The sequence below is a fragment of the Shewanella sp. SG44-2 genome (genome assembly GCF_014164215.1).
Taxonomy (GTDB): Bacteria; Pseudomonadota; Gammaproteobacteria; order Enterobacterales; family Shewanellaceae; genus Shewanella; species Shewanella frigidimarina.
The window spans coordinates 175,396-198,444 of the sequence record NZ_JACJEU010000003.1 but is presented as its reverse complement, the minus strand read 5'-3'; the positions used below and the strand labels follow the sequence as shown (position 1 = coordinate 198,444).

Below are 23,049 nucleotides of genomic sequence, written 5' to 3'. Positions count from 1 at the left end.
TTCAATTAAAAATGCACAAAGCCACGTGAAATTGGGTTAAATTCTAGCCCATTTTCTACTAGTTTTAATTTATCACCTGCACTGATTTGGCCAATTTTAACAAATTTTACACCAGCATGAATTAACGCTGTATCAATTGCGCCACGTTGAGACTCAGGAACCGTAAACAATAACTCGTAGTCTTCACCACCAGTAAGTGCATAACTTAATGCATCTTCATGGCTGAGATTGGCTTTAATTGAGTTTGATAACGGAATTTGATTCACGTCGATGACGGCGCCCACTTTTGATGCCGTTAATATATGCCCAATGTCAGACATTAAGCCATCTGATAAATCGATAGCACTGGTGGCGAGTGTACGAAGCGCTTGGCCTGCTAAAACACGAGGCGTTGGGTAATAATGACGATTAATTAGGTATTCTTTATCTTCAGTGTTAACTGTTTTGACTCCCCTGAGGATATCAAGACCTAAAGCTGAGTCACCTAATGTGCCTGTCACATAAACCCAATCACCTATTTTTGCACCATCACGGGTTAATGCAGTACCTTTAGGAACTTGGCCATTAATCGTAATACTGATGCTGCGAGGTCCACGGGTAGTATCACCACCAATTAAGGCAATACCATAATATTCTGCAATCTCGAATAGGCCTTCACTGAATTGTGCTAACCAAGGCTGGTCAACATCAGGTAAGGTCAACGCTAAGGTAAACCAGGCAGGTTCAGCTCCCATTGAGGCGAGGTCAGAAAGGTTAACCGCTAACGATTTATAACCTAAAGCATGAGCAGGAATATCTGCTAAAAAGTGGACGTTTTCAACAAGGGTATCACAAGAAATCGCTAACGATTTATTGTCTGCAGGATTCACTAACGCACAGTCATCGCCGATGCTTAACTCAACATCGCGCCTTTTTAGGCCTTTATTGCGGAAGTAATGTTCGATGAGTTGGAATTCTTTCACATTCAGTCTGGTACGGTAAACCGTCCACCTTAATTTTGAAACAATTGATAACAAATGAAAACGGTATCCGAAGATACCGTTCTGGTGTTACTTATGCTTCACTAACTTATCAAGCAAGCCGTTGACAAATTTGTGACTATCTTCAGCACCAAACGCTTTCGCTAACTCGATACCTTCGTTAATCGCCACTTTAAACGGCACATCTTTACGGAAGGTCAACTCATAAGTTGCCAGACGCACAATGGCTTTTTCTACTGGTGATACTTCTTCAAACTTACGATCAAGATGCGGCTTTAACAGCTCATCAATTTGCGATGTTTTTGATGCTACACCAGTTAACAACTCACGAAAATAAGCGACATCAACACCGTCAGTGTTCTGTTCAGTTAAAAACTCATGTTCTACGTCAGCAACTTTGTTTTGACTTAACTGCCATGAATAAATGGCTTGAACGGCTAAACGGCGGGCCTTACGGCGCTCTGAAGGTTTCATACTTTTCCTACTATTACAGCTGTTGTTCTAGTTGTTGCAGTACATTAACCATTTCAAGCAAACTAAGGGCTGCTTCGCCACCTTTGTTACCTGCTTTAGTACCTGAACGCTCAATAGCTTGTTCAATGGTATCTGTAGTTAATACACCGAATGAAACAGGAAGATCATACTCTAATGCAACTTGTGCAAGACCTTTGTTACATTCACCAGCAACAAATTCAAAATGAGGTGTACCGCCACGAATGACAGCACCTAATGCAATGATACCGTCAAACTTTCCACTTGCAGCCACACGTTTTGCAGCAAGTGGTAATTCAACTGCACCAGGTACGCGAACAACAGTAATGTTGTCGTCACTGACCTGGCCGAAACGCTTTAATGTGTCTATTGCACCATCAAGCAGACTTTCAACTAAAAAGCTATTGAATCGCGATATTACGATCGCCACTTTGGCATTTTTCGCTTCGATATTACCTTGAACTACGTTCATTCTATCTTACCTAAATTAGCTAAAGCACCCGGCTCGGGGCAAAAAGAGGCGTTATGATATCACAGCCAAAAGCCCTGAGCGCTATGCAATTAATGAATTTGTTAAATTTACCATCAGCCAAAATTATTCAGCTATATAATCAGTCACTTCTAAACCGAAACCAGACAGTGAATGATAACGTTTTGGCGAACTGAGTAAACGCATAGTGCTGACACCTAAACTCGACAGAATTTGCGAGCCTACGCCAACACGACGAGATGTTCCTTGCCACATAGCTGGCGCTGGAGATTGACCATTGTCTTCAGCTTCAAACGCTTTTACTTTGGCCAATAAATTACTCGTATGTTCATCATTACCCAATAACACTAAAACACCACCTTCTGAAGCTATCCGCTCCATGGCTTTTTCTAATGGCCAACTGCGCTTTTGATCACGTTCCGAATGCAGTAAATCATTGAAGGTATTTTGTAAATGCACACGCACCAAACAATTTGGTTTTACGTCATCTTTAATCAAGGCGTAGTGTAGTTGATTATCGATAGTGTCTCTGAAGGTCACCATAGTAAACTCACCAAAACGAGTCGGTAATTTACACTGAGCTTCGCGTACAACCGTGGTTTCATTCGTATTACGGTATTCAATTAAGTCGGCAATAGTACCGATTTTAATCCCATGCTTTTCACTGAATATTTCTAAATCGGGACGGCGCGCCATGGTGCCATCTTCGTTTAAAATTTCAACAATCACACCAGAAGGCTCACAGCCAGCTAAGCGTGCTAAATCACAACCGGCTTCAGTGTGACCAGCACGTATTAATACTCCGCCCTCTTGTGCCATCAACGGAAAAATATGCCCAGGTTGCACTAAATCAGAGGCTTTGGCGTCTTTGGCAACAGCAGCTTGTACAGTCACTGCACGGTCATGAGCAGAAATACCTGTTGTGACTCCTGTAGCCGCTTCAATTGACACGGTAAAATTCGTCGAGAACTGGGCATTATTATTAGTAACCATTAAAGGCAAATTAAGCTGCTGACAACGCTCTTTGGTCATTGTTTGGCAAATTAATCCACGGCCATAGGTTGCCATGAAGTTGATTGCTGCTGGCGTCACTTTATCAGCGGCCATGATCAAATCACCTTCATTCTCTCTGTCTTCATCATCCATCAAGATAACCATCTTACCTTGACGAATATCTTCAATGATTTCTTCTATGCTATGTAGCGCCATTGTCAGACCTTTATTTAGTAAGTGTTTGATTTAAAATTTAGGTATTAAATCTACTGGTATTGCGAATTATGTATAGAGTAAAAATGCTGTTTTACTGTCGCAATTAACGTAAAAATTGTCGCGTTTAACGTAAAAAACCTGATTTAGCGAGTAATTCCATGGTCACGCCCGATGAAGGCTGCACATGGTTAGCTTCCGGTTGCATTAAACGCTCTAAATAGCGCGCGATTAAATCGACTTCGATATTGACACTATCACCTACTTTTAGATCCACCAGCGTGGTTTCACCAGCAGTGTGAGGCACAATCGTTAATCTAAAACGAGCGCCATCAACTTCATTAACGGTCAGGCTAACACCATCGATGGTGATCGAGCCTTTGTGAGCAATATAGCGACTTAATTGAGCGGGTACCGATAACCAAAACTCGAGTGCTTTGCCTCTGTAAGCGCATTGCTCAACTTTTGCAATGCCATCGACGTGTCCACTCACCATGTGTCCACCCAATCGAGTGGTTGCCGTAACCGCCTTCTCTAGATTAACCTTTTGGCCTACTTGATAATGACTAAAGCCCGTTAAGTCAACGGTTTCTGCCGATATATCAGCAACGTAACCATCACCTAAACGCTCAACAACGGTCAAACACACGCCATTGGTTGCAATACTATCACCTAGCTTTACGTCGGTTAAATCCAACTTACCACTGGCAACCGTTAAGCGGATATCGTTACCTTTACGATCAATTTTACGTAATGTGCCAAGGGCTTCGATTATTCCAGTAAACATAATGACTCACTTTTTGCTGTTAAACTTTGCTGTTGCTCAGGTTTTAGCCATAGCAACTCACACATTAATAGGGTTGATTATATCTGAGGATATAACGTTTATCTTGTCCTACGTTACGTTCATCAATTAGTTGCAGTGCAGGCGTTTGTTCCATTGTACTGTAATCAGGTAACTGCAACATATTACGTCCATGGCTACCGAGGATTTTAGGCGCTTGATAAAGCACTACCTCGTCAACGAGTCCTTGGGCGACAAATGCCCCAGCTAAAGTGGCCCCCGCTTCAACTAAAACAGAATTAGCATGCTGCCCTAAATACGTTAGCAAGGCTAACAATGGAATTCTGCCCGATGAGTCACACGTTAACTGAAGAAATGATACATATTCTGGAAATTCTGCCTTGACGCTTTCGGAATAATGGCAGCCAGAAACCAGTAAAATAGGACTTTGAATTGAAAATAATTGCTGTGTTGCTGTTAATCTTGCGCGACTGTCCAGCACAACCCTTAAGGGCTGAAAGATTTCATCTTTTGTATGACGTGTAGTTAACTCACCTAACGTCTCATAGCGCACATTAAGGCTAGGATCATCGACAAGAATGGTTTCAACACCAGTGATTAATGCACAGTGGCTAGCACGGTATTTTTGCACATCAGCTCTTGCTGCACTGCCGGTAATCCACTTTGACACTCCATTAGACAAGGCCGTTTTACCGTCTAAACTGGCGGCTATTTTGACGGTTATCCAAGGAAGCCCTGTTTTCATCCGTTTCATAAAACCTAGGTTAAGGTCATAGGCCTGTTCGCAGAGCAATCCAACATCAACCTCAATACCAGCCTCACGTAATAGGGTAATCCCGCGGCCAGACACTTCAGGATTTGCATCGGTCACTGCGACCACAACTCTGGCAACTTTGGCGTTAATTAAGCCTAAAGCACAAGGTGGTGTGCGACCATAATGGCTACAAGGTTCAAGAGTGACATACGCGGTGGCACCTTCAGCAGACAAGCCATTATCATGCACCATTTTCAGCGCATTAACTTCGGCATGCCCTTGGCCCGCACGTTGATGATAACCTTCACCAATAATCTTATTCTGATAAACAATGACACAACCGACACAAGGATTTGGCCGTGTTGTATAACGGCCTTTCTCGGCAAGGGCGATGGCACGACTCATCATTTGGGTGTCAAAGGTGGACCAGTTAGACATGGGAGATAATCTCTTATTGCTTAAATGCCATTAAAACCATTAAAACAGATATTAATAGGCTACGTTACTTTTGCAATTTAGCAATGGCTTCACCAAATTGGGATACATCTTCAAATGCGCGATAAACCGATGCAAAGCGGATATATGCCACTTTATCAAGGCTCATCAACTGTTCCATCATCAGATTACCAATCATTTCAGAATTCACTTCACGCTCACCTGTCGCGCGCAGCGTTGATTTAATTTTAGTTAATGCTTGCTCAATTTCATCAATTGAGACTGGGCGTTTTTCGACCGCACGTAGCATGCCGCCACGCAATTTTTCTTCATCGAATGGTTGTCGAGTTCCGTCGCGTTTGATGACGCGAGGCATGACTAATTCTGCGCCTTCAAACGTGGTGAAACGTTCATGGCATTCAGTACATTCCCGGCGGCGACGTACTTGGTGACCATCAGCCACTAATCGAGAATCTATAACTTTGGTATCGGTCGCGCTACAAAAAGGGCAATGCATTGAACCTCCTGCAGAAAAAAACAAAATGGCCGCTAACAATTAGCGGCCATTAAAGTTTATCCTATTTGTTGAACAAGGTTAACCTAAACCTGTATCAACAAACATCCAATACGATTAACCGTATACAGGGAATCGAGCACATAAGGCTAAAACTTGGCCTTTGACGCGGTCGATTACAACAGTATTAGTTGCATCATCAAGAATGTCACAAATCCAACCGGTCAATTCTTTCGCTTCTGCTTCTTTAAAGCCACGACGAGTGATTGCAGGCGAACCAATACGGATACCAGAGGTAACAAACGGTGAACGAGGATCGTTAGGCACTGAGTTTTTATTAACAGTAATGTTTGCGCTGCCTAATGCGGCATCAGCTTCTTTACCGGTTAAATCGCGACCAATTAAATCAACCAACATTAGATGGTTTTCAGTACCGCCAGAAACGATTTTATAACCGCGAGCTAAAAACACTTCAACCATGGCTTTCGCGTTTTTAACCACTTGCTGCTGGTATACTTTGAATTCTGGCTCTAATGCTTCTTTAAATGCAACCGCTTTACCCGCGATAACATGCATTAAAGGACCACCTTGGCCACCCGGGAATACCGCTGAGTTCAACTTCTTATACAACACTTCATCATCGGCTGCAGAAATAATAATCCCGCCACGAGGACCCGCTAATGTTTTATGAGTTGTAGACGTAACCACGTGTGCATGTGGAACTGGCGTTGGATAAACACCAGCAGCAATTAAGCCTGCTACGTGTGCCATATCAACAAATAAGTATGCACCAATTTTGTCTGCAATTTCGCGCATTCTTGCCCAATCAACAATACCTGAGAATGCAGAGAATCCGCCGATAATCATTTTAGGCTTATGCTCAATGGCTAAGCGTTCCATTTCGTCATAATCAATTTTGCCAGCGTCATCGATACCGTAAGGAATGATGTTGTAAAGCTTGCCAGAAAAATTCACTGGTGAACCATGGGTCAAATGACCACCATGAGCAAGGTTCATCCCTAAAACGGTATCACCCGGTTGTAACAACGCCATAAATACTGCGCTGTTTGCTTGCGAGCCTGAGTGAGGCTGTACGTTGGCATAAGTTGCACCAAATAATTCTTTTGCGCGTTCAATAGCCAATGTTTCAACAACATCAACGTATTCGCACCCACCATAATAACGCTTGCCTGGATAACCTTCAGCATACTTGTTAGTTAACTGTGAACCTTGCGCTTCCATCACACGTGGACTGGTATAGTTTTCAGACGCAATCAATTCAATGTGTTCTTCTTGACGACAAGTTTCATCTTCAATGGCTTTAAATAATTCTGGATCATAATCCGCAATATTCATCGCTTTCTTCAACATGGTAGCTCCAACATCATTATATAAATAGTAGGGTTGCGCGGTATTCTACTCTGCAACGATAATGATTTACAGTACAAACAACATGAAATTCACTGTGTTCTGAATACAAAACGATTCATGTTAATAACGCTAAGCTAGCAGATTCTTTAGCGAATTGAGTCTAATAAGCACGCTAGATAAAATCACACAATTGCCTGTTGAGTTCAGCACATAATACAGTAGAATTATCACCATCTTTGTTGACAATTAGACAATATAATTATGGCTCAATTTGTATACAGCATGCTTCGTGTGGGTAAAATTGTCCCACCTAAAAAGCAAATATTAAAAGACATTTCATTAAGCTTCTTTCCTGGCGCCAAAATTGGTGTACTCGGGTTAAACGGTTCAGGTAAATCAACATTGCTGCGCATCATGGCGGGAATAGATACCGAAATTGAAGGTGAAGCACGCCCAATGCCTGGGTTAAAAATTGGCTACCTACCGCAGGAACCGCGCTTAAACGAACAACAAACTGTGCGCGAAGCCGTTGAAGAAGCCCTAAGCGAAGCTAAAAATGCACTAATACGCTTAGACGAGGTCTATTCTGCTTATGCTGAGCCCGATGCAGACTTCGACGCACTTGCAAAAGAGCAAGGCGAATTAGAAGCCATCATCCAATCTCAAGATGCACATAATCTTGATCATATTCTTGAACGTGCTGCTAACGCATTACGTCTCCCCGATTGGGATGAGAAAATTGCCGTACTCTCTGGTGGTGAACGTCGCCGAGTGGCCATTTGTCGTTTATTGCTTGAAAAACCAGAAATGCTGTTACTCGACGAACCAACCAACCATTTGGATGCCGAGTCAGTGGCATGGTTAGAGCACTTTTTACAAGAATATAACGGCACTGTGGTCGCTATTACCCACGACCGTTATTTCTTAGATAATGCTGCAGGTTGGATTTTAGAACTCGACCGCGGCGAAGGTATTCCATGGGAAGGTAACTACTCATCTTGGCTTGAACAAAAAGATGCGCGCTTGTCCCAAGAATCGTCCACAGAAAGCGCACGCCAGAAAACCATTGCTAAAGAATTAGAGTGGGTACGCCAAGGTGCTAAAGGTCGTCAATCAAAAGGTAAAGCCCGTATGGCTCGCTTTGAAGAATTGAACACCAACGATTACCAAAAGCGTAACGAGACCAATGAACTGTTTATCCCACCAGGACCTCGCTTAGGCGACAAAGTCATTGAAGTGACTAATTTAACCAAGTCATATGGTGACCGCGTACTGATTGATGATTTGACATTTACGGTTCCTAAGGGCGCTATCGTCGGTATTATTGGTGCTAACGGTGCGGGTAAATCAACCTTATTCAAAATGATCTCAGGCGAAGAACAACCAGACAGTGGCTCTATTTCTGTTGGTGATTCGGTTCAAATTGCCTCGGTTGATCAGTTCCGTGATTCGATGAATGATAAAAATACCGTGTGGCAAGAGATTTCTGGCGGCCAAGATATTATGCGCATCAACAACACTGAAATTTCTAGCCGTGCTTACGTAGGCCGCTTTAACTTCCGTGGTGGCGATCAGCAGAAAATAATTGGTTCATTATCGGGTGGTGAGCGCAACCGAGTTCACTTAGCTAAGCTATTACAAGCTGGTGGCAACGTATTATTACTCGACGAACCCACCAACGACTTGGATGTTGAAACATTACGAGCACTAGAAGAAGCGTTATTAGAGTTCCCTGGTTGTGCAATGGTTATTTCCCATGACCGTTGGTTCCTTGACCGTATTGCGACCCATATATTGGATTACCGTGATGAAGGTAAAGTGAGTTTCTATGAAGGTAACTACACTGAGTATTCAACTTGGTTAAAGGCCACCTTAGGCACCGATGTAGTGGAACCGCATCGATTAAAATACAAGCGCTTAAATAAGTAACCTGTCTGTAGTAAAAGTGTTGAATAATAAAGCAGAGCCTTAGCGCTCTGCTTTATTATATTAGCCACTATTTGAAAGATTATTGTCGATATTGAACAATCGAGATGCCGACAAGTGTCAAAATTTTGTCAATTTATTGTGAGCAATGCACCACAATCTGTTTGTAAAGCCAAAATAACTTCAGTATTATAAATTATTAATGGATTATTTTACTCTTTGCTGATTACACTCAGCGCAATACAGAGTGTCGATGGTTCCAGCTTGTAGAGAAATTTAATGGAGATATCAGTGAGATACGGTTCAATTAGCCTTGCTTTATTGTGCTTATACGCAAGCAACTCATTTGCGGCACTCGAAGTCATTACCACGTCAGAAAAGCAGACTCTCAATAAAATTGAAAATCAATATGATATCGATACCCTGCTAATCACTGTTAACGACAAATTCTCACAGCTTAATAAAAAAGCCTATGACGTTGAAGGACTGAAAAAAACAATCGTTTCAGAACAACAACGTTATGATGAGCTAATTACAGAATTACCTAAGGTTATTCGTGCTAAAACGGGGCTTCCTGAAACCTATAAACAAATTGAAGAATCCGTCAATTTAGTCGATGAATTAACCCTAAAAGCAGAAGAAGACAGCAAGCGTCTTGAAACTGAAAAAGTTGAAATATTAACTGAATATGAGGCGATAAATAAAAAACGTGCCGCTAAAAGTCAGCAACTATTTAAACTCAAAACTGATATTACTAATCGTTTAATTGCAGATTTATCTAAATCAAGCAGCACACTGCCAGTCAATATTAATGGTTCGACTGAGTGTTCAAAATATCAAACTATCGCAGATTGTTTGAAAGAATCTAAAAGCAGCATTTTATCCAATACCCGTAATGAATCGCCGTTTTTAAATGACAAAAGTGTTTTATTGTCATATGAAGTTATCGACGCCAACATGAATATGAGAGGCGATTTACATTATAAAGTGGCGATGAACTTTAAGCCTTCTTATAACGATAAAATCGACTCAATGTTAAATGAAGAATTAGGCCTTAAGTCAGCGATGGTGACGTTAATCAGTAACGTACCCGCAGATTGGTATATCAATGGCACCAAAGTGGGCACGGGCAAAAAACTTTTTCACGAGATCCCTTTAGGTAAACACGGCATTTTAGCGTCTTACCAAAATCAAGATAAATCTAGCGTAGAAAATGTTGAAGGTAATGGCGTATTTAATTATAAATTTGCCAATGTTACTTCGTCTAACAAAGCCAGTAATCAAGCTAAAGTGGTGGCAGCAGAAGTCCCTAAAGGCATTCTTAAGCCAACAGTTAAACAACCACAACCTATCGCCCAAAAAGCGAAAGCTAAATACACCTTGTTTTCTGACCAAACCAGTATTAAGTTGAGTGATGATGACGCAAAAAAGAAATCATCAGATAAAGGTTATGAATATTTTATGGGTGTTACACCTGTCAATAAAAAGCAAAACATTGAATTTACTAACGAGCCTATCGAGAAGTAATGTTCTAACCAGTGTTTTAACATAACTGTTTATTCAGCTTGGGTGACATAAATCAAAGCCATATCTTCGGATATGGCTTTTTTGTTGCTATAACATCATTAAAACGACTATCGATATGCGCCTTGTTACAAAGAAAATTAAAAGATTTACATTACTTTACGCTGAATTAAGCAAATATAATTACAATAAGCTGGCATCAATCACCGGCTAGTCGTTAGCCTATGTCGTTGTGCAACGACACCATCAATTATTGCTTATAGAGATGTGTATTTACATGATCAAAAAACTTGGCCAATGTCTTTTTTCAACTACCGTATTGATGATGGGATATATTGGGTTTATTTCCAATGGTATTGCCGCGCCCACACCTCCTCGCGCTGAAAAAGTGGTTCCGGTCATCACCGCCACCGTTGAACAACATGAGCTTTCGCAATCAATTACCTTAATCGGAAAACTGGCGGCAACTCACTCGGTAATGATAGCGCCACAAGTAGCAGGCAAAATAAATAGCATAGCCGTCACATCCAACCAATATGTCAATAAAGGCCAAGCTCTGCTGACGCTTGATAACCGCAAAGCTAAAGCCAGCGTGACCGAAGCTCAAGCTTATTATCAAGATGAAGTGCGTAAGCTTAATGAGTTTAACAAGTTGATTCACGTTAACGCCATCACTCAAACAGAAATAGAAGCTCAAAAGTCCAGTGTTGATATCGCTTTCGCTCGACTTGAATCAGCCAAAACAGATCTTGATTACCATACTCTAGCCGCGCCATTTTCCGGAAATACTGGTTTGGTTAACTTCAGCCGAGGCAAGATGGTCAGTATCAATGAGTCACTATTAACACTTGATGATTTATCGGTGTTACAGCTCGATTTACAAGTTCCAGAACATTATCTCTCTTTGTTAAGTACAGGGATGTCGGTAAACGCTTCCAGCAGAGCATGGAATAAAACCATTTTTACAGGCAAGATTATCGCAATTGATCCACGCGTCAATTCTCAAACACTCAACCTCAATATTCGCAGTCAGTTTGATAATCAAAAGGGTAAATTAAAGCCCGGTATGATGATGTCGGCAACACTGGTATTTCCAAGCGTGTCTTCCCCTATTGTTCCGGTACAAGCACTTGAATATTCTGGTACCAAACGTTATGTCTACGTAATCAACCAGGACAACATCGCCACACGCACCGAAGTGATGTTAGGGGCCAGAATTGACGATCAAGTGTTACTCGAATCTGGCATTAACATCGGCGACCACATCGTCGTCCAGGGGCTGGTAAATATGCGTGACGGTGTCAAAGTAAAAGACGTAGCTAAGCAAAATAAAACAAGCCCTGTTAAACAGGAGCAACAATAATGTGGCTAAGTGATACGGCGGTAAAGCGCCCTGTAGTTGCGATTGTTTTAAGTTTATTACTGTGTGTTTTTGGCTTGGTATCGTTTTCTAAATTGTCAGTTAGAGAAATGCCCGACGTACAAAATCCGGTAGTGACAGTGATGACCACTTATAGCGGTGCATCAGCCACTATTATGGAAAGTAAAATCACTAAGAGCCTTGAAGATGAATTAACTGGCATCAGCGGTATTGATGAAATCACCTCAACCACTCGAAATGGCATGTCACGTATTTCCATCGAGTTTGAACTAGGTTGGGATTTAACCGAAGGCGTGAGTGATGTACGAGATGCCGTTGCCAAAGCACAGCGTCGCTTACCTGATGAAGCTGACGATCCAATTGTATCTAAAGATAATGGCACTGGTGAACCGTCGATTTACGTCAACTTAAGCTCTGAAAATATGGATCGTACTCAACTCACTGATTACGCCCAGCGGGTATTGGAAGACAGATTTAGCTTAATTACTGGTGTGAGCTCAGTTAATATTTCTGGTGGCTTATATAAAGTCATGTATGTACAACTAAAACCGCAATTAATGGCCGGTAGAAATGTAACTACCAACGACATTATTAGTGCCTTAAATCGTGAAAATCTTGAAACACCCGGTGGCGAAGTCCGTAACGACACCACCGTCATGTCTGTTAGAACAAAACGTCTATATTACAGCCCAGAAGACTTCAACTATTTAGTTGTCCACACCGCTGACGATGGTACGCCTATATACCTTAAAGATGTCGCTAGCGTATTCATCGGTGCAGAAAACGAAAACTCGACCTTTAAAAGCAACGGCATCGTTAACTTAAGCTTAGGTATAGTGCCGCAATCTGATGCCAATCCATTAGACATATCACTGCAAGTACAACAAGAAGTCGATAAAGTGCAGAGCTTCTTGCCAAAAGGAACGCAGTTGGTTGTCGACTATGATGCCAATGTGTTTATTGCACGTTCGATTAATGAGGTTTACAACACCCTGTTTATTACAGGGGTACTGGTTATTCTTGTGCTGTACATTTTTATCGGTCAAGTACGGGCAACCCTTATTCCAGCAGTAACAGTACCTGTATCGTTAATTGCCGCATTTATGGCGGCATACAGCTTGGGTTACTCCATTAACTTATTAACCTTAATGGCGCTTATTTTAGCCATTGGCCTAGTAGTTGATGACGCCATCGTTGTGGTTGAGAATATCTTCCACCATATTGAACAAGGTGAACAACCGATACTTGCGGCCTATAAAGGGACTCGCGAAGTCGGTTTTGCTGTGATATCAACAACCCTAGTACTGGTGATGGTGTTTTTACCTATTTCATTTATGGATGGCATGGTCGGGTTATTATTTACTGAGTTCTCCGTGATGTTGGCAATGTCGGTGCTGTTTTCATCCCTTATCGCCCTTACCCTTACCCCTGTCATGAGCAGTAAATTATTAAAAGCCAATGTGAAGAAAAATCGTTTTAACATTGCGATCGATAATGGCTTTAATCGTTTAGAGCAACGGTATCGTAGTATGGTCAAATGGGCATTGCACTGGCGTATAGCAGCACCATTCATTATTATCGCCTGCATCGGTGGTAGCTATTTACTCTTGCAACAAGTCCCTTCGCAACTCTCACCACAAGAAGACCGCGGGGTATTATTTGCGTTTATTAAAGGCGCCGAAGGCACCAGTTATAATCGCATGATTGCCAATATGGACATCGTTGAAAACCGATTAATGCCACTATTGGGTCAAGGAGTAGTGAAATCATTTAGTGTTGAAGCACCAGCATTTGGCGGTCGAGCGGGAGATCAAACCGGGTTTGCGATTATCCAGTTAGAAGACTGGCAAGATCGTGATACCGATATTAAACAAGCGTTGGCGTTAATCAGCCAAACGTTAAAAGACATTCCCGATGTCATGGTACGCCCAATGTTGCCAGGATTTAGAGGCCAATCAAGTGAACCGGTTCAATTTGTACTTGGCGGCTCTGACTATGCTGAGTTATTTAAATGGGCCCAAGTACTGCAACAAGAAGCCGATGCAAGCCCTATGCTGGACGGGGCTGATTTAGATTACGCAGAGACCACACCAGAACTTGTTGTGACGGTAGACAAGCAACGAGCTGCAGAGTTAGGGATTAGCGTTTCAGAAATAGCGACAACCTTAGAAATCATGTTGGGCGGCCGCAGTGAAACAACCTTTGTTGAACGTGGCGAAGAATATGATGTATACCTTCGCGGTGATGAAAACAGCTTTAACAGCGTCACAGACCTCAGTAAGATTTACTTTAGAAGCAGCAAAGGCGAGCTTATCACCCTTGATACTGTCACCAAAGTTGAAGAAGTAGCTTCACCACAGCGATTAAGCCATACCAACAAGCAGAAATCGATCACCATCAAAGCAAATTTAGGCGAAGGTTATACCCTAGGCGAAGCCCTCGACTTTTTAGAACAACGCGCAATAACTTTACTGCCAAACGATATTTCAATTGCCTACACGGGTGAGTCAAAAGACTTTAAAGAAAACCAAGCTGGGGTGCTCATTGTATTTGCTTTAGCACTGCTGATTGCTTATCTGGTATTGGCGGCTCAATTTGAAAGCTTTATCAATCCTGCAGTGGTGATGTTTACCGTTCCCATGGGGATTTTTGGTGGTTTTATTGGTTTAGTTCTAATGCATCAAGGGATGAATATCTATAGCCAAATTGGCATGATCATGTTAATTGGTATGGTAACTAAAAATGGTATTTTAATCGTTGAGTTTGCTAACCAACTACGTGACCGAGGCTTATCGCTCGACAACGCTATTATTGACGCATCAGCTCGTCGCTTAAGACCCATTTTAATGACAGCCTTTACCACCCTTATTGGTGCCATACCATTAATCGTATCTACCGGCGCGGGGAGTGAAAGCCGCATTGCTGTTGGAACTGTGATATTCTTCGGCATGGCATTTGCGACCGTTGTCACCCTATTGGTGATACCCGCAATGTACCGACTTATTTCTTCGTCAACCCACTCTCCAGGGTTTGTTGAAGCACAACTTAATGACGCCATTGCTGCTCAAAAAGCGCAACAGCCTTAATCTTCACAGGTGTAATAATGACAACGCTTGCCGTATTTGTAGATGTGCAAAATATTTATTACACCTGTAAGCAAGGTTTTGGGCGTTCATTCAATTACCGAGCCTTGTACAAGCATTTGTCGGCACAGGGCAGTATTAGCCACGCTATAGCTTACGCTATAGCACCAGCCGATGACGGTCAGGTTAAGTTTCAAGATGCACTGAAACATATTGGCTTTACGGTTAAAACCAAACCTTATATCCAGCGTAGTGATGGTTCTGCCAAGGGAGATTGGGATGTTGGGATTACCATCGACATGCTTGAGATAGCCCCCACGGTGGATGAGGTTATTTTACTGTCTGGTGATGGTGATTTCGATTTATTACTCAAAAAAATCAATCAAACGACCACATGCTACACCCATGTATTAAGTGTTGAGCGACTCACCGCAAAATCATTAACCGATCAAGCGCAGCACTTCACCGCAATCGACGCCTCGCTTCTTATTTAATAACCTAAACTCGGCATAACAAACGCCCCTCAAATAGCCCTTTGCCTTGCTAACGGCGTTATTTTTTACACGAGAAGACTTGTAATAGGTCAGCTATTGACGCGTCTATTCGCTTTGTTAGCAAAAAAACAACAAACTTAATAGTGATTAATGAGCATGGGGTTTACATTTAAATTTCAATTACTTATAGCGATATCAGGTTGTATGTAAACACTTAGAGTATCGACCCACCTATTAGCGCATACAACAAAACTGCACTTGCGACAAAACATCGCTAACAATGAAACCGACAATAAAAAAGTTTCATTTATTCCACCTCTATTCGGCATTAAATACTAAGGATGTACTCTTATCAATATTGTGTAAATTGGATGAGAGAAAGTATGGGTAGAGCCCAAACTCATAAACAATGTTATTATTTTGTTGTGTAAAATAGCGACTGTATTTACAATATACCATCCTGTTATTATAGGTGCCAAAATCAGCTTCCAATAAAATAATCATAATAATAATAAGGTATCTAATGGTGTTCTTTTTCCAAAGATGGTTATGCTCACTGTTATGCTTACTTCTCTCCCTTGCCTTCACTTCAGCCACAAGTGCGAAACAGTTTCAGATAGATAGACTCAATATCGCAGACGGCTTGCCGTCAACTATGGTCACCTCTATCTATCAGCAAAAAAATGGTTTCTTATGGTTTGCCACCGATGCTGGGGTGAGCCGTTATGATGGCCAAGAGTTTATCCATTTTCAGTTTTCACCAGGATCTAACAGGCATATATCGAATAACTTTGTTACGGATATTATCGAAGACACCTTAGGCAATATTTGGTTTGCCACTGAAGATGGTCTCAATCAACTCACCGTCGATGATGAACTTAACATCTACCCCACCTCGCAACAGCCTTTTGCTCAAAATACCAATTGGATAATGCGCTTATACTTGGATTCAAAACAGCAGTTATGGATAGGTACAGGCAGTGGATTACAATATAAACCTGAAAATGAGTCTAATTTCATCTCGGTTCCATTATATTTAAATCAGCAAGATACTCCCGTAGAAACATCGATTTACAGCATAGTAGAAGACACTCAGCACCGTCTTTGGGTAGGAACAGATCATGGTCTCGCATTATTAGAACCCAACAGTATAACAATGCGGCTATATCAATCAGATAAAGCACAAGCAATATCCACAGCAGACTCGTCCGTGGCTACGGCAGATTTATTTAGTGATTACATTCTGACGAGTCAAATAGACCATCACGGTCAACTTTGGTTTGGTAGCCAACATTTTGGCTTAATTAAATTTATGCCCAACGACAACACCTTCCAGCATTTTTTTAGCACAACACAAGCAAAACCAGGTCAAATCCCCAGTAACTACATCACTAGCATCGCTATTGAAGACGAGCAACATATCTGGATCGGTACCGACAAAGGCGCGGCAAATTTAACTGTAGCATCCGAACATTTTGACTGGCTAACCTCGCAGACGTTTAATCAACAATCATTACCTACCAATAATGTTGATGATGTATTTATCGACCATTCAGGAGTCGTTTGGTTTGCGACTAATCAAGGAGCGGCTTATTACACGCCATTGAAAAAATCAAGTCGACTGTATAAACCCCTTGCCAGCCAATCAGAGCTATCTGGAGGCAATGTTTACGCAATAGCGTTAACACAATCTGGTGATGCCTGGGTAGCAACAAATAAGGGTATTGATAAGATAAACATCGATAACAAAACCGTTCAATTAGGTCCTTTAAAAGATAAAACCATTCCATCATTAATAAACAATATTTGGAACGTAAAAACAGACAAAGACAATAATCTGTGGTTTTCTGACGCAGAAGGCCTGAGTTTTTACGATCAACGTTCTGGCACTGTGCAACGCTTTAGTAATAAAGTGAATAATCCCTATGGGTTTCCTAATACTGATTTCTATACTGTTGACCCCGACCAAGAAGGCAATGTGTGGATCACAGGCTATTTAGACGCTGGCGTAATGCTATTTAACCCACAAAAAGGCTTAATAAAACATTATTTTAACGATGCGGATAATCTCTATACTTCGGGTGGAAATTTCACCTTCGACAGTTTAATCGCTACCCAGGGTGAGTTATGGTTAGCCACCACTAACGGTATTTTTATTATTGATCCTAAAACAGATATCACATCACATTTAAGTTTAGGTAATGAAAGAGAGAACATCCGGATAGGCGGTATTTACCAAGACGAACAAGGCATTATGTGGGCGGCAACCCAAGGGCTCGGGTTAGCAAAAATAATTCCAACGCCAGATGCCCCTCAGGGGTTTGTCATTGAATACATTACCCGCAAACAAGGCTTACCAGATAACCGTTTAAAAGCCGTCATCGGTGATAACCAGGGTAATTTATGGCTAACGAGCCAGCACACCTTAACTAAATATAACCTAAAAACCGGTCAAATAAGTGTTTACCCTAGCGTGATAAACACCGACAACTTAACTTTTAATGAAGCAGCGATTGCCATTTATCAACACCAGTTACTATTAGGCACTAATAAGGGTGTGATACAGATAGATATCGACACTATTAGCCAAAATGATTTTGCGCCTCCTGTGCATATCACTTCGGCAAAAATAGCCAATAAATCGTATATTAATATTAACAGCCATAACCCTCCACCGAAGCCCATACTTGATTACGACAACAACATGATCCAGTTTTCATTTGCGTCGTTAGACTATACCGCCCCTAAACGAAATCGATATCGATATATGTTAGCGGGGTTCGATCAAGATTGGCTGACTACAGTGCTACCTCGGGCGATGTACACTAATCTAGCGGCGGGTGATTATGTGTTTAAAGTGCAAAGCACTAATAGTGACGGAGTGTGGAGCAACCAACAGGCAGAATTTGCTTTTAACATAAAAAAAGCCTGGTGGTATTACGCATTAATAGCTTCCGGCACCATCATTATATTGATCATGATTTTATTTGGGTTATCTCGAATTAAACAAATGAAAGAGCTCAGTCGCCGAGCTAATTTTGACAGCTTAACTGGATTGGCAAACCGCTTTCATTTTAATCAACAACTGTCATTACTTATGTCTAATCCATATAACACCGCTGCGGTCGTGTTTATCGATTTAGATCACTTTAAAGAAGTTAACGATTCTATGGGCCATGATGTAGGCGATGAGCTCATTATCCAAGTTGGTAAGCGGCTTCAGCATTGTTTAAGCCAACAAGATGTATTAGCTCGACTAGGCGGAGATGAATTTGCCTTAATCATTCCATACGAGCAAGTTGCGGCTGACGTGAACCGAGATTTAGTCAATATCATTGAACGAGTTCGTCAAACGCTCAATAAAGGCTATCAAATCAATCAATATTGGCTAAACAGTTCTGCCAGTATTGGTGTGGCATGTTTCCCTGACGATGGTAAAGATGCCAAAACATTATTAAAACACGCTGATACAGCCATGTACGCCGCTAAACAGAATGGTCGTAACGGAAGTTACTTTTTTAACGAAACCTTATCCACGGCATTATTAGAAAGATTATTAATTAAAGACCAACTTAATAATGCCATGTCAGATGCGCAACTCGAAGTACATTACCAACCAAAATGTTGTGTTGATACTCATGAAATTGTCGGTTTAGAGGCGTTACTTCGTTGGAATCATCCCCAACACGGCATGATTTCCCCTAGCCGCTTTATTGATCAAGCTGAAGACAGCGGCTTAATTATCGATATCGGATTATGGGTACTTGAACAAGCCTGTCAGCAAGGATATCGCTGGCATCAACAAGGGATACTGAGAGGCAATATATCGGTCAACATTTCACCGGTACAGTTATCGCAACCGACCATTGTCGATGACATCGCAGCCATTTTAGAACGAACCGCCTTTCCTGCTCATCATCTTGAACTTGAAATTACCGAGTCGTTACTCATTAAAGATTTAAAAACCGCACAAGACGTTCTGTTAGCACTCAAACAATTACGCGTACGTATTGCTCTAGATGATTTTGGCAAAGGTTATTCGTCATTAAACTATTTGACTCAGTTCCCTATTGATACTTTAAAAATTGATAAGGGATTTTTAAGCAGTATCTTGCCTGAAGAAACCAGTAATATTGTATTGCGAAACATCATTACCTTAGGGAATGAGCTGAAATTAGATGTCATTGCAGAAGGCGTCGAAACTCATGCTCAGCTGCTTAAATTGAAACAGTATAATTGTAAAATAGTTCAGGGTTTTTTATTCAGTCATGCTCTTGATGTCACTCAATTAGAAATATGCCTTCTACATAACCAGTTAACCTTATGTGAATATGTTGAAGTGGAAAACGAATAATGAGAACGGCAACTTATTAGCGATACACGCATAAGCACCACTCAAACTGTTAACGGCTTACTGCGACGTCTGCAAACACACATAACCTTCACTAACGATGCTGTTACCTATCAATCTGTATTCTAAACTAACTCTAATAAGGTGCCTTAAACTCTCGTTATTGATGCGAAAGACACATTCATTTCAAGGCAGATAATTGCCTGTGAAATGCTTATTCATATCGCATTACATTGTTATTATTTAAATCAATAATGAGAGGGCTCACATGATTGGGAATATCACTTTATTTGCAAAAGTGTTATTCTTGCTGGGCCGTAGCAGGACACTTCTATAAAGGATTATATGTCGTTAATACGTTACAAAAAAACAACTTTTGATTACACTTTTATGCCCAAACGAGTTCGTTTATTTATCTACTTGCTATTCATATCAGTGAGCGTTATATACACATTTAACTCGACCATCACAGTGGCAGAACCATTAAAAATCACTTTAGCTGCAGAAGACAGTTGGCCTCCTTTTGCTGACGAGGTGGGTAATGGCATTTCTCATAACCTTATCAAACAGGCTTTTAAACAAGTTGATGTTGACGTTTCTACTATTGTTGTACCCTATGCTCGAGGTTTGATTATGACCGAGCGAGGTTCAGTTGATGGCGTTTTTAATGTGACAAAAGAACAAAGCACTATTGATCGATTTATATTCGGTAATGAACCTTTGTTTACGGTAACCGCTTCTTTTTTCTTTGCTAAAGAGCACCCTACCATTGCGGATAATAAATGGCAGATCCCAACAAAAAGTACTATTGGTATTGTGAATGGTTATGAGTACGGCGACGAATTTACGACGCTTATTGAACAACAACAACTGCAAGTCATCACGGTGAATAACCAGCGCCAACTAATCAATTTGTTATTGGTCGGCAGAATTGATACCGCCATTATGTATGATCTTGTTGCTGATGTTTATATCAAACAAATGGGTGTTAGCCATGACATAAAAGCTAAGTTTAATAATCATACCAGTAAAATTTTTGTCGCATTTTCTAAACTTAACCCTCAAGCTGAGCACATTAGCCAATTACTCGACAAAGGGCTGCTAACGTTACAAAAACAAGGTAAGTACCAGCAACTGCTTCTGCCCTCAAATGATTAACCACAATACAATGAAAACATAAGGTCATAGTGTAATGAGTCACACCTCTGTGGAGCACCAATACAGCCCAGTTCACTCTTTTTCAGTGCAAATTTATTATGAAGACACTGACTTTTCTGGTGTGGTATATCATCCTAATTTCTTAAAGTATTTCGAACGTGCGCGTGAACATGTCATCGGCGCAGATGTACTCAGCCAACTTTGGCAGCAACAACAATTGGGTTTTGCCGTTTATCGCAGCGATATGTTATGTCACGATGGGGTTGAGTTTGCAGATATTATTGATGTACGCACTCAATTCTATTTTGAAAGTAAATATCGTACCGTATGGAAACAACAAATATGGCGTCCTAATGCTAAAAAACCTGCAGTAACAGCTACAATTGAAATGGTCTGCATGAACCAGAAGCGTCAACTTGCACCTATGCCTGTAGAGTTAATCGCCCATTTATCCGCAGGATCTTAGCGCTTTATCACGAAATGTCACGAAACTTACCTTGCGAAGAGTTAATTTTTGGAACGCTAGCATTATCAATGATTATGCTGCAGATGATTATGTTGCTGATAATTAAGTTGCGGATAAAGATGTTCAAACTCACTGGCAGTAGATGGTTTAGCAAAGTAATCACCTTGAATGGTATCGACTCCAAAAAGATGTAATGCATCTAATACCGACTTAGATTCAACGCCTTCAACCGTCACTTCAAAACCTAAATTTTTAGCCAGTTCGATACTCGTCTTCACAATTTGTTTCGCCGCGTGAGAGGTTTCAAACTCATCTAAAAAGGCTTTATCAATTTTCACTTCATCAACAGGTAAATGACGCAAATAAGCTAAAGAAGAATGGCCAGTGCCAAAATCATCAATGGCAAGTTTTACCCCAATATCACGTAATTGATTTAAGGTAACAATCGTTTGCTCGAGCGATTTCATCAACACACTTTCAGTGATTTCAATGGTAATGGTTTCGGCAGGAACCAGATACTGGGATAGTTTGGTGGCGACATCGACTGCAAGGTTTGGATTGTCTAAGTCAGTAGATGACAAATTAATGGCTACATTAACGTAAACCCCCATATTTCGCCATTTGGCTTGTTGAGCTAATACGTTATCTAACACCCAACTACTCAGAATATCGATCATTCCGGTCTGTTCCGCTAATGGAATAAATTCATTTGGAGAAATTAATCCTAAGCCTTCATGTTGCCAACGAATTAACGCTTCGACCTGCTTACATCGGCCGCTTTTTATATCTAGTTTTGGTTGAAATACCATAAATAATTGACCTTGCTTTAACCCTTTAGGTAAGCCATTAATAATCAACAATTCTCGGTATTGTGCTTTATCATCATCTTGATCGTAAAAAGCAATCGGCTGTTTTAATGCTTTGGCTTTCTTCAGTGCTAAATCTAAACGGCGCAGCATCAAACTGACATCTGCATGATGCTCATTTAACGACAACACTCCGAGCTGCATTTTAATACTGATTGGCTGTTGTTCAATTTCAAATGGGCTTTGTAAGTCATTTTTGATTGTTTGCAATTGCTCGATAGTCAACGGCTGCTGGAAAAACAACAAGAACTCATTACCGTTCATACGTGAGATGAACTGTGCTTTACAGTTCAGGTTATCTATCCGTTTGGCAAAAGCTTTCAGCAGTTTGTCACCAAATAAAAAACCAAATAAATCATTCACAAAACGAAATTGACGAATATCCACCAGCACTAACATACCTTCTGAAATAGGCATTTTTGACAACATTTTTCGTTTAAAGCCGACACGGTTAGCTAAGCCAGTTAGCTTATCTCGTTCGGTGCTAAATAGGCTTGATTGATGCAAATGATGAAGGACATTAATGAGCGGTTTTAAGGATTTTGAAGGGGAATCTATGTTAAATGAATCTTGATTGAGTAATTGTAATTCTAACGAGTAAGTTAATTGTTTAATAAAACGATGCTGACGCCAATGGAGACATGCAATGGTACACAGCATGATCACAATCATAAACAACACTGTTATTAGCAAATAATTCATTAAGTATTCATCATGTTACAATTTTAATCATCGGTTGTTTAAACGTCAAAA

17 protein-coding genes are annotated in these 23,049 nt (G+C 41.0%); 8 read left to right on the top strand and 9 right to left on the bottom strand.

The window, feature by feature from the left end; translation table 11 throughout:
* Window positions 1–5 precede the first annotated feature (5 nt).
* The 8 genes from thiL to glyA form a co-directional block, all read right to left on the bottom strand.
* Window positions 6–962, bottom strand: coding sequence for a thiamine-phosphate kinase (thiL, locus tag H5181_RS03685; RefSeq protein ID WP_182750251.1), 957 nt, complete (start codon window positions 960–962; stop codon window positions 6–8).
* Window positions 963–1,049: 87 nt separating this feature from the next.
* Entirely contained in the window at window positions 1,050–1,454 is a 405-nt protein-coding gene (gene nusB, locus H5181_RS03680) for a transcription antitermination factor NusB (RefSeq protein ID WP_011636513.1), read from the bottom strand.
* A 13-nt stretch (window positions 1,455–1,467) separates the two neighbouring features.
* Window positions 1,468–1,944 (bottom strand): 6,7-dimethyl-8-ribityllumazine synthase, encoded by a 477-nt coding sequence (ribE, locus tag H5181_RS03675; RefSeq protein WP_011636512.1) that lies wholly within the window; start codon window positions 1,942–1,944, stop codon window positions 1,468–1,470.
* Between the two features lie 123 nt (window positions 1,945–2,067).
* Window positions 2,068–3,171: a bifunctional 3,4-dihydroxy-2-butanone-4-phosphate synthase/GTP cyclohydrolase II gene (gene ribBA, locus H5181_RS03670; protein ID WP_011636511.1), complete on the bottom strand. Its 1,104-nt coding sequence runs from the start codon at window positions 3,169–3,171 to the stop codon at window positions 2,068–2,070.
* Between the two features lie 124 nt (window positions 3,172–3,295).
* On the bottom strand, window positions 3,296–3,955 hold the full coding sequence (locus H5181_RS03665; RefSeq protein WP_011636510.1) for a riboflavin synthase: 660 nt from the start codon (window positions 3,953–3,955) through the stop codon (window positions 3,296–3,298).
* A 64-nt stretch (window positions 3,956–4,019) separates the two neighbouring features.
* Entirely contained in the window at window positions 4,020–5,165 is a 1,146-nt protein-coding gene (gene ribD / locus H5181_RS03660) for a bifunctional diaminohydroxyphosphoribosylaminopyrimidine deaminase/5-amino-6-(5-phosphoribosylamino)uracil reductase RibD (protein ID WP_182750250.1), read from the bottom strand.
* A gap of 64 nt (window positions 5,166–5,229) precedes the next feature.
* Window positions 5,230–5,679, bottom strand: coding sequence for a transcriptional regulator NrdR (nrdR, locus tag H5181_RS03655; RefSeq protein WP_011636508.1), 450 nt, complete (start codon window positions 5,677–5,679; stop codon window positions 5,230–5,232).
* A gap of 114 nt (window positions 5,680–5,793) precedes the next feature.
* The gene (glyA, locus tag H5181_RS03650; RefSeq protein WP_182750249.1) at window positions 5,794–7,047 is read right to left on the bottom strand and encodes a serine hydroxymethyltransferase; all 1,254 of its coding nucleotides are present in this window, start codon (window positions 7,045–7,047) and stop codon (window positions 5,794–5,796) included.
* Window positions 7,048–7,308: 261 nt separating this feature from the next.
* Between glyA and ettA the strand changes: the two genes are divergently transcribed.
* The 8 genes from ettA to H5181_RS03610 all read left to right on the top strand — a co-directional run bounded on the left by ettA (window position 7,309) and on the right by H5181_RS03610 (window position 21,430).
* Window positions 7,309–8,976 (top strand): energy-dependent translational throttle protein EttA, encoded by a 1,668-nt coding sequence (gene ettA / locus H5181_RS03645; RefSeq protein WP_011636506.1) that lies wholly within the window; start codon window positions 7,309–7,311, stop codon window positions 8,974–8,976.
* A gap of 288 nt (window positions 8,977–9,264) precedes the next feature.
* On the top strand, window positions 9,265–10,500 hold the full coding sequence (locus tag H5181_RS03640) for a hypothetical protein (protein ID WP_011636505.1): 1,236 nt from the start codon (window positions 9,265–9,267) through the stop codon (window positions 10,498–10,500).
* A gap of 319 nt (window positions 10,501–10,819) precedes the next feature.
* On the top strand, window positions 10,820–11,860 hold the full coding sequence (locus tag H5181_RS03635) for an efflux RND transporter periplasmic adaptor subunit (RefSeq protein ID WP_404948488.1): 1,041 nt from the start codon (window positions 10,820–10,822) through the stop codon (window positions 11,858–11,860).
* Window positions 11,860–14,964 carry a multidrug efflux RND transporter permease subunit gene (locus tag H5181_RS03630; RefSeq protein WP_182750247.1) on the top strand — a complete coding sequence of 1,035 codons (3,105 nt, stop codon included), beginning with the start codon at window positions 11,860–11,862 and terminating at the stop codon, window positions 14,962–14,964. The genes H5181_RS03635 and H5181_RS03630 overlap by 1 nt, the downstream gene beginning before the upstream one ends.
* 17 nt (window positions 14,965–14,981) lie before the next feature.
* Window positions 14,982–15,455, top strand: coding sequence for an NYN domain-containing protein (locus H5181_RS03625; protein WP_059746445.1), 474 nt, complete (start codon window positions 14,982–14,984; stop codon window positions 15,453–15,455).
* 523 nt (window positions 15,456–15,978) lie between these two features.
* Window positions 15,979–19,809 carry an EAL domain-containing protein gene (locus H5181_RS03620; protein WP_404948485.1) on the top strand — a complete coding sequence of 1,277 codons (3,831 nt, stop codon included), beginning with the start codon at window positions 15,979–15,981 and terminating at the stop codon, window positions 19,807–19,809.
* A gap of 468 nt (window positions 19,810–20,277) precedes the next feature.
* Window positions 20,278–20,964 (top strand): ABC transporter substrate-binding protein, encoded by a 687-nt coding sequence (locus tag H5181_RS03615; protein ID WP_257984851.1) that lies wholly within the window; start codon window positions 20,278–20,280, stop codon window positions 20,962–20,964.
* Between the two features lie 34 nt (window positions 20,965–20,998).
* Window positions 20,999–21,430, top strand: a complete 432-nt coding sequence (locus tag H5181_RS03610) for a thioesterase family protein (protein WP_123777152.1) — start codon at window positions 20,999–21,001, stop codon at window positions 21,428–21,430.
* Between the two features lie 65 nt (window positions 21,431–21,495).
* Here H5181_RS03610 and H5181_RS03605 read toward each other — a convergent pair whose 3' ends face one another.
* A complete protein-coding gene (locus H5181_RS03605; RefSeq protein WP_182750245.1) occupies window positions 21,496–22,998 on the bottom strand; it encodes a bifunctional diguanylate cyclase/phosphodiesterase in 1,503 nt (500 codons plus the stop codon).
* Between the last annotated feature and the right edge of the window lie 51 nt (window positions 22,999–23,049).